Raw genomic sequence first — 7,820 nt, forward strand, 5'->3', positions numbered from 1 at the left:
TTGTGAACGGACGTGGAGCCACGGCGGTTACGTCGGGCTGCGAAGCGTCAACCACCCGGGACGCGGCATGACCGCCGCCGGGAATCCCTCGCGTTCACGCGGGGGAGGATGTCAACAGCCGGGCATCGCGGCGCTGGCCGCCGGGAGCGTCAGCCCGATCGCGACCGTCGTGCTGGTGGCGGTGACGCTGTTCGGCGCACAGCCGGTGTCAGGATGCCGGGCAGCCTTGGTAGATCTTGACTGATTCGTAGTACTTCTTCGCCTCGAGATGTAGGGGTACCAGGCAGTAGGCGGGATTGGTCCCTACCGTCTGGCGGCTTGTTAGGAAGTGCCGGCCTGCGTCGTCGGGCCACAGTGCGCGTTCGAAGACGGCGCGCTGGTTGGTGAGGGCCTGGGCGGTGTAGCGGACCAGGTCGGGGTCTGTGGCCTCGGTCGCGACGATGCCGTTGGGTATGGCGACGGTGGAGGCTGGTTCGATGCCGGGGTAGTCCTGGGGCCCGATGGTCTGGTTGCCGTAGATCTGCCCGCGGGCGAAGCTGTTCCCTGCCTTGGACCGGTAGAAGTTGTCCCATTCGGTCTCCATGGCCCGCTGGTAGCTGGCGAGGGGGAGCAGGCGCAGGCCTACTCCTTCTGTTGCTTCCCGGTAGATTTCGTCGGTGGGTGCTCCGCCCGACCACAGCACCGCGTCGACGTGCCCGGCGCGCAGTGCTGCTAGGCCGTTGACCAGCGTCATCGGCTCAGGTGTGGCAGGCGTGAGGGAACAGGCAGAGGGCTGTGGGCCGGCGGCGAGCTGGATCTGGCGGAAGAGAACCTGCCCGATCTGGAAGGTTCCGGAGTCCGGGAGTCCGGTGGCGACGCGTGTTCCGGAGCAGAGCTGGTCTGCGGTAGTGATGTCGGAGCCTTGGCGTACGACGAGTTGCAGCAGGTCGAACCATAGCGGTCCGACCGAACGCAACTCGTCTATCGGGGAGCCGGCGAACTGCGACACAGCGTAGCGGGCGTCGACCGCTGTTGTGAGCTGGACGATCGACAGGCTGCAGCGTGCGTTGGGGTCGCGCAGGGTGTTCAGGTTGTGGGCGCTGCCGATCGTCGTTACGACGTTCACCTTCGTGCCGGGGTAGGCCGTGCGGAGGAGACCGGCCAGCGCCTCGCCGTACTTGTTGTAGGGGCTGTCCGGCTGACCAGTCATGATCGAGACACTGTCGCATTGGCCTATCGCAGCAATTTTCGGCCCGGATGGTGGGGCGGGGTCGGGATCGCCTCCCGGCCAGGGCGGCCACGTCGTCACCACAACCACAACCACGACCACGACCACGACGGCAAGGGTCCGCCGCGGGTGGGCACGAACCCAGTGCCAGACACCCCGCCAAGCGCGAATGACAATAGTGGAGCGGCCACTGTGTGATGGGTCCACAGGCGGAACCGGGCCAGGCCAGGGAGGCTTAGGGAAGGGCGGCGCCTTGCTTGGTTTTTCCCTGCTCTTGCGCAGGGAGTTGATCTTCTTGGTGAGGCGGGTGGTGGCGGCAGGCTCGTCGAGGCCGAACAGGTCCAACGAGACGATCTGGCGGAGCGGATGCGGATCAGGCAGAGGGCAGTTGGTGATCTTGACGGGTATCAGCCTGCTGGCGAAGCCCAGCGGGTCGGCGGCGTGGACGGCGCGCCATTCCGCCTGGACGCGGTCGGAGGTCAGGTAGGCCTCGGAGAGCGCGGCGATGGTGCGCGCGGCCTCGGTGACGCCTTGCTGGATGCGGAAAGCCCAGATCGAGCCAGGGATGGAGTCCCAGGCCTGGATCAGTACCCGGTAGCCGGCCGCCTCCAGCTGCCAGGCGATCCACTCCGCCGACTGCTGATCGGCCGCGGTGTAGGAGACGAAGAAGTCCGTCTTCGCCGGCCCCCCGCGGTGTCGTCGTCCGAGGGTTGGATCCCCGTATCCACGCCCATGCCCTACAGCATGCCATCCGGTCACGAACCGCTATAGACCCGCCGTCCCGGATGTGAGTCGAACGCGCGACTCCGCCAGCCTCGGTCCTCAAGGAACGCGGGGAGTGCCGTCCTCGCCCGGATAGCATTTCTTGCCGACTTAAGAAAGGGGCGCTCGGTGGTGATCGACAGCATGAACGCCGAACCGGATGTGGATCCGGTCGATCTGACCGTCGAGGTGGCTGCCGAGGTGGCCGGACCGGACGCGGAGCTGGCCGCGGAACGCGAGCACCTCCGGCGCAGCCGGCGGGCGCTGGCGGGGATGCGGGCCGAGATCGAGGGAACGGAGATCGCCGCGGGCGACGCGGTCGTGGACAAGGTGACGAACGCCTACCTGAAGCTGGCGAAGCAACGGCGGCTCGCCAGCTTCACCGAGCAGGAGGATTCGACGCCGCTGTTCTTCGCCCGGGTCGACTACGGGCCCGACGCGCCCCGGGTCCCCGGCCAGTGCTTCTACCTCGGGCGGCGGCACGTGCGCGAGGCTGCCGGGGACGATCCGCTGGTCGTCGACTGGCGCACCGAGGTCGCCCGGCCGTTCTACCGGGCGCATCCGGGCGACCCGATGGGGCTCACGGTCCGACGCAGGTTCGGCTACGACGGGGCGGAGCTCACCGCGTTCGAGGACGAACCGCTCGTCCCCCGCCGCCCGGCGGCGGGAAAGCCGGCGGCGGGAAAGGCAGCGGGAGAGGCGACCGGGCCGGCCGGCGGCCTGCTGGACCGGGAGATCGAGCGGCCCCGCACCGGGCCGATGCGCGACATCATCGCGACGATCCAACCCGAGCAGGACGAGATCGTCCGGGCGGATCTCGCCGTGAGCGTGTGCGTCCAGGGCGCCCCGGGGACGGGCAAGACCGCCGTGGGGCTGCACCGGGCCGCCTATCTGCTCTACGCCCACCGCGAGCAGCTGCGGCGCTCCGGGGTACTCGTCGTCGGCCCCAACCGCGCCTTCCTCGGCTACATCGCCGCGGTGCTGCCCTCCCTCGGGGAGTTCACGGTGCGGCACAGCACCCTCGACGACGTGGTGGGCGCGGTCGCCGTGCGTGGCACGGACCCCGACGACGTGGCCGCGCTCAAGGGCGACGCCCGGGTGGCGACGGTGATCCGTCGGGCGTTGCACGGGGCGATCCGCCTGCCCACCCGGCCGGTCTCCGTGGACACCCGGGTCGGCCGGTGGACGGTCGGCGCCGACGAGTTCGCGGACCTGGCCGCCGACCTGATTGCGCAGCTGCGGGCGGGCGCGTTGCGCTACGGCACCGCCCGGGCACGCCTGGCCGGCCGGATCGCCGAGTCTGTCCGCCGCCGGGCCGAGGCGAGCGGACACTTCTTCACCGACGGGGCACTGCGCACCCTCGCCCGCGGCCGGGCCGTCCGCGAGGCCGTCGAGGCGGTCTGGCCGCGGGCCGACGCGCCGGGCCTGGTGCACCGCCTGCTCACCGACCCGGCGTTCCTGGCGTCGGCGGCCAGCGGGGTGCTCGCCGGCGACGAACAGCGCCTGCTGCTGACCGGCGCACCGCGAGGCGGGGCCCGGACGGCGCGCTGGTCGCTCGCCGACGCGTTCTGCATCGATGAGGCCCGGGACCTCATCGAGAGCGAACCGGGCTTCGGGCACGTGATCATCGATGAGGCGCAGGACCTCTCCGCGATGCAGTGCCGCGCGCTCGGCCGCCGCTGCGCGGACGGCTCCGCCACCGTCCTCGGGGACATCGCCCAGGGCACCACCGGCTGGGCCGCGACCTCGTGGCCGACGTTGCTGGCCCATCTCGGCAAACCCACGGCGCACCTGGAGGTGCTGACCCGCGGCTACCGGGTGCCCGCGGAGATCCTCGACTTCGCGAACCGGCTCCTGCGCCACATCGCCCCGGATCTGCGCCCGGCGATCTCGGCGCGGACCACGCGCGGCGCGTTGACGACGGCCCCGACCACCCCGGAGGGGCTCACCGCCGCGGTGGTCGACCACACCCGCCGGACCCTGCCCCACCCCGGCTCGCTGGCGATCATCATCGCCGACCGGGAGGTGGCGGCACTCGCGGCGGCGCTGGACGCCGCGCGGCTGCCGATCGTCCCGCTCGACGGGGACACCCCACCCGGGCGGGCCTGCCTCGTGCCCGCCTCGCTCGCCAAGGGACTGGAGTTCGACCATGTCATCGTGGTGGAACCCGCCGCGATCGTGGCGGGTGAGGCGCGGCCGTTGCAGGGGCTGCGCCGGCTCTACGTCGTCCTCACCCGCGCCGTGAGCGCCCTCACCGTCGTGCACGCCGACGTGCTGCCCGTACAGCTGCGGTGAGCGACCTCGCGGGCCCGATCCGGGTGGTTGCCGTGTCGCCACCGGACGAGTGGGAGAAACTGTCGATGTGGCAGATGAACGGAATGTTCTCGGTGGGGAACTGGAGCCCTGCGGCACCGACCCGGTGACCGGCTTCTACCGCGACGGGTGCTGCAGCACCGGTCCGGAGGACCTCGGCAGCCATACCGTGTGCGCGGTGGTCACCACCGAGTTCCTACGGCACCAGCGGCAGGTCGGCAACGACCTGTCGACGCCCCGACCCGAGTATTCCTTCCCCGGCCTGCGCCCGGGTGACCGCTGGTGCGTGGTCGCGGTGCGGTGGCTGCAGGCCTACGAGGCGGGGGCCGCCGCGCCTGTCGTGCTGGCCTCGACGCACGAACGCGCCCTGGAGGTCATCCCGCTGGAGGCGCTGCGCGCCCACGCCGTCGACGTGCCCGCCGACCCACGATCGCTCGGCTGACCTCGGCCGGCCCCGTCAGTCGCCGGCCCCGTCAGTCGATGACCTCGTCAGTCGATGACCTCGGGTTCGAGGCCCACGGTGAGCCAGTCGGCGTAGGACAGGCGGGTGATCTCCTCGAGGCGGGCGATGTCGTCGACGAAATACGGCAGCACGGCGCGGCGCTGCTCGGGGGTGAGCTTCGGGCGCCCGCCCTTCTGCCGCTGCAACGCGGTGAGCAGCGGACCGCGGAAGGTCCTGCGCACGGGAACCGGGAAGTGATGCCCGATCCGCCCGCCGGTGCGCAGCGCCGCGCGCAGCACGCTGTTCACGGGGGTGTCCGCGACGAACGGCGTGACGTTCTCGGCGGGCACCAGGTCCACCAGACCCGTCTCGACGCCGAGGAACTCGCAGACCCGGTCCAGCGTGGCGGCGGGGGAGTCGCGCAGGTCCCGGTAGCGCAGCAGCAGGACCTGGTCGCGGGAGAACAGGGTGAACAGATGGCTGAGCTGCTCCCCGTACAGGCCTAGGGAGACGTAGTGCCAGAACTGGGCCTAGCCGGCGTCCCGGCGCTCACGCTCCAGGGCACAGGCCTGGACGAAGTCACGTTCCGGCTCCAGCCCCGCCGCCCACAGATGGGTCCAGTTCGAATGCGCGTGGTCGACCGGGTTGCGCAGCATGACGATGATCCGCGCCTTCGGCAGGAACCGCCTGACCCGGTTCTGGGCGTCCAGGTCGTAGAGGTAGAACGGAGTAGCCTCGCCCTTGAGCGTCCCCGCCGGAGCGGCATCGAACAGCGCCTCGTAGTCGGCCCGCCGCCACACGTGCTCCTGGTACGTCTGGGCGTCACCGGGGCTGGCCCCGGGCCGGCGGCGGCCCCTGTGACAGGAAGAACTTCGGCTCCTTCGCCGACGGGAGGAACAGCGCCGGGTGCCGGACGAGTGCCGCGTGCAGCGCCGTCGTTCCGGCTTTCGGCACGCCGATCACGAGGAAGTCGGGAAGGGCCATATGACGGGCGCTCCTGGACGGCTGGGGTCGGTGGGCGACTGGGGTCGGCCGCGGGCGGATCCGGCCGTAGGCAGCCCCGGGGCCGGGGCACGCACCTCGCATATTCCAGTAATCCGACCGGGGACCTCAAGATGGTAGCGGTCAGGGCGGGACGGCGTGAACGGAACGGAACGGAACGTTCGTCATCCTTACCCCGCCGGTAGGGTTGCTGCGTGGTAATGAGCAAACAGCACCTGGTGGCGACGACCGTACCGCTCCCCGGACTGAGGCCCGCCGTGACCGTGGTCGCGCCGCCCGGTGACGGCCCGGGGTACTGGGCCGGCGCGCCGTGCGCCATTACGGTGGATGGCGTATTCTATCTGGCCTATCGGCTGCGCCGTCCCATCGGGATCGGCCGGGGTTTCGGCGTCGTCATCGCCCGCTCCACCGACGGGGAGAGCTTCACCGAGATCGCCGTCGTGCCCCGGGACCCGTTCGGCGCCGAGAGCCTGGAGCGGCCCGCTCTGGTGGTGACCCCGCAGGGATCATGGCGGCTCTATGTGAGCTGCGCGGCTCCGGGCAGCCCGCACTGGTGGGTGGACCTGCTGGAGGCCGACGACCCCGCGGCGTTCGACCCGGCCCGCCGCCGCACCGTCCTGCCCGGAGATCCGGCCAGCCTCGCCGTCAAGGACCCGGTCGTGGTCCATTACGGCGGGCAGTGGCATCTGTGGGCCTCCTGCCACCTGCTCGACGACCCGCTGGCGACGGACCGGATGGACAGCCGCCACGCCACGAGCCCGGACGGCATGACCTGGACCTGGACCGGAACGGCGCTGGCGGCCCCGGCCCGGCTGCTGGGACGCCCGCGGCGTGCGGATCAGTTCCGTGCTCACGGGCGGCTCCCAGCCGGTCGCCCTGTACGACGGTCGGGCCACCGCGGCGGAGAACTGGGCGGAACGCACCGGCCTCGCCGTCGGGGTGACCGTCGACCGGTTCCACGCGGTCGGCACCGAGCCGGTCGCGGTCTGTCCGGACGGGGACGGCGCCCTGCGCTACGTCAGCGTGGTCGAGCTCCCGGACGGCGGCCGGCGGCTGTACTACGAGGCCTCCCGGCCGGACGGCAGCCACGAGCTGCGCACGGAGCTGCACCCGGCTCCCTGAGCTGCCCCCGGTGTCCTGAACGCCGTCGTTTTCCCTGGTTGGCGGCGTCTTGGCGGGGGTGCTGCCGGCCTTAGGGAGGGGCCGCGTCCAGGGAGAGGCACGGCGGTGCTCGCGCGACGAGGGCGCGCCCTGCCCGCGGGTTCGGGTCAGGCGATGGCCGTTCGGATGGGTTCGCGGTCAGTCAGGCCCACGCCGCCGCGCGGAGCATCGGTCTCCCCCTTCATCTGACGGAAGATCGAGTCGTTGTCCCAGTACGCGCGCTCGGCGATGATTTTGTCCGGTTCCTGGTCACTGAAGATGTAAAGCACAACGCCTTCGAAATGAACCGGACGACCCTGAGGGGCGATGCCGGCGAACTCGCCCTGATGTGTCCCTGCCAGGGTCACCTCTCGCCAGGAGTAGCCGGGGAGGTCGTATTCTCCGGTGACAGTGAAGATGAAGTCCGGTAGGGCAAGAGCGAGCGTTTCGTAGAACTCCTGAACGCCGTTGATTCCTTCGTAGCGGGCGTTTAGCGGGACGACGTCGTAGAAGGCGCGCTTGTCGCGCAGGAAGGTGTCGTAGACCTTCTCCCAATCCTTGGCATTCTCCTGGCGGATGTGCTCCTCGATTGTCGCGCGCTGCCAGGAGATACGCTCCTCGGTGGCAATAGTGGTCATGGTCGTTATTTCCTTGTCTTTCTCGTAGAAGGAGAATTCGTTGCGGATTCATCGTACAACAGGTTTGGGTGCGGAACAGTTCGGCTCTTCGAATTACGGTGCATGTCGTAATTAGGCGGGCACGCGTGGCGGGATGGCTGGAGTTCCGGGATGCGGCCAGCAGGGCCGGGTGGACCGGGACGCGGCGTTGCGGCGTCCGCCATGCTGGAGCGGAACGTGCCGCCCGCACCGGTGATGATCGCGACCGTCAGGTCCCTGCGGCCCTTGCCGGCTTCTATCGTGGCGGTGACGCCAGGGCTCGGGGGCGCGCGTGCCC

Annotated in this window: 5 protein-coding genes and 2 pseudogenes; 4 read left to right on the forward strand and 3 right to left on the reverse strand. The window is 70.4% G+C overall.

Going from position 1 to position 7,820, the window contains the following annotated elements:
- A partial coding sequence (locus tag ACY5KJ_RS14325) for a hypothetical protein (protein WP_462186797.1) occupies positions 1 to 244 on the forward strand: 244 nt, incomplete at its 5' end.
- Here ACY5KJ_RS14325 and ACY5KJ_RS14330 read toward each other — a convergent pair.
- Positions 209 to 1,966, reverse strand: a complete 1,758-nt coding sequence (locus ACY5KJ_RS14330) for a TAXI family TRAP transporter solute-binding subunit (RefSeq protein ID WP_462203571.1) — start codon at positions 1,964 to 1,966, stop codon at positions 209 to 211. The genes ACY5KJ_RS14325 and ACY5KJ_RS14330 overlap by 36 nt on opposite strands.
- A gap of 147 nt (positions 1,967 to 2,113) precedes the next feature.
- Between ACY5KJ_RS14330 and ACY5KJ_RS14335 the strand changes: the two genes are divergently transcribed.
- Both ACY5KJ_RS14335 and ACY5KJ_RS14340 read left to right on the forward strand, forming a co-directional pair.
- Positions 2,114 to 4,264, forward strand: a complete 2,151-nt coding sequence (locus ACY5KJ_RS14335; protein WP_462203572.1) for a HelD family protein — start codon at positions 2,114 to 2,116, stop codon at positions 4,262 to 4,264.
- Between the two features lie 67 nt (positions 4,265 to 4,331).
- Positions 4,332 to 4,724 carry a DUF2237 family protein gene (locus tag ACY5KJ_RS14340; RefSeq protein WP_011436808.1) on the forward strand — a complete coding sequence of 131 codons (393 nt, stop codon included), beginning with the start codon at positions 4,332 to 4,334 and terminating at the stop codon, positions 4,722 to 4,724.
- Between the two features lie 47 nt (positions 4,725 to 4,771).
- Here ACY5KJ_RS14340 and ACY5KJ_RS14345 read toward each other — a convergent pair.
- A pseudogene (locus ACY5KJ_RS14345) lies at positions 4,772 to 5,708 on the reverse strand (sulfotransferase family protein).
- Positions 5,709 to 5,926: 218 nt separating this feature from the next.
- Here ACY5KJ_RS14345 and ACY5KJ_RS14350 point away from each other — a divergent pair.
- Positions 5,927 to 6,848, forward strand: a pseudogene (locus tag ACY5KJ_RS14350) (glycoside hydrolase family protein).
- A 146-nt stretch (positions 6,849 to 6,994) separates the two neighbouring features.
- Here the strand turns inward: ACY5KJ_RS14350 and ACY5KJ_RS14355 are convergent.
- Positions 6,995 to 7,504, reverse strand: a complete 510-nt coding sequence (locus ACY5KJ_RS14355; RefSeq protein WP_462186793.1) for an ester cyclase — start codon at positions 7,502 to 7,504, stop codon at positions 6,995 to 6,997.
- Positions 7,505 to 7,820 lie beyond the last annotated feature (316 nt).

This window comes from Frankia sp. CcWB3 (assembly GCF_977927595.1).

Excerpts from the sequence above, each read along its gene's own strand:
- ACY5KJ_RS14355 (WP_462186793.1), bottom strand. The coding sequence starts at position 7,504 with ATGACCACTATTGCCACCGAGGAGCGTATCTCCTGGCAGCGCGCGACA.
- ACY5KJ_RS14335 (WP_462203572.1), top strand. The coding sequence starts at position 2,114 with ATGAACGCCGAACCGGATGTGGATCCGGTCGATCTGACCGTCGAGGTG.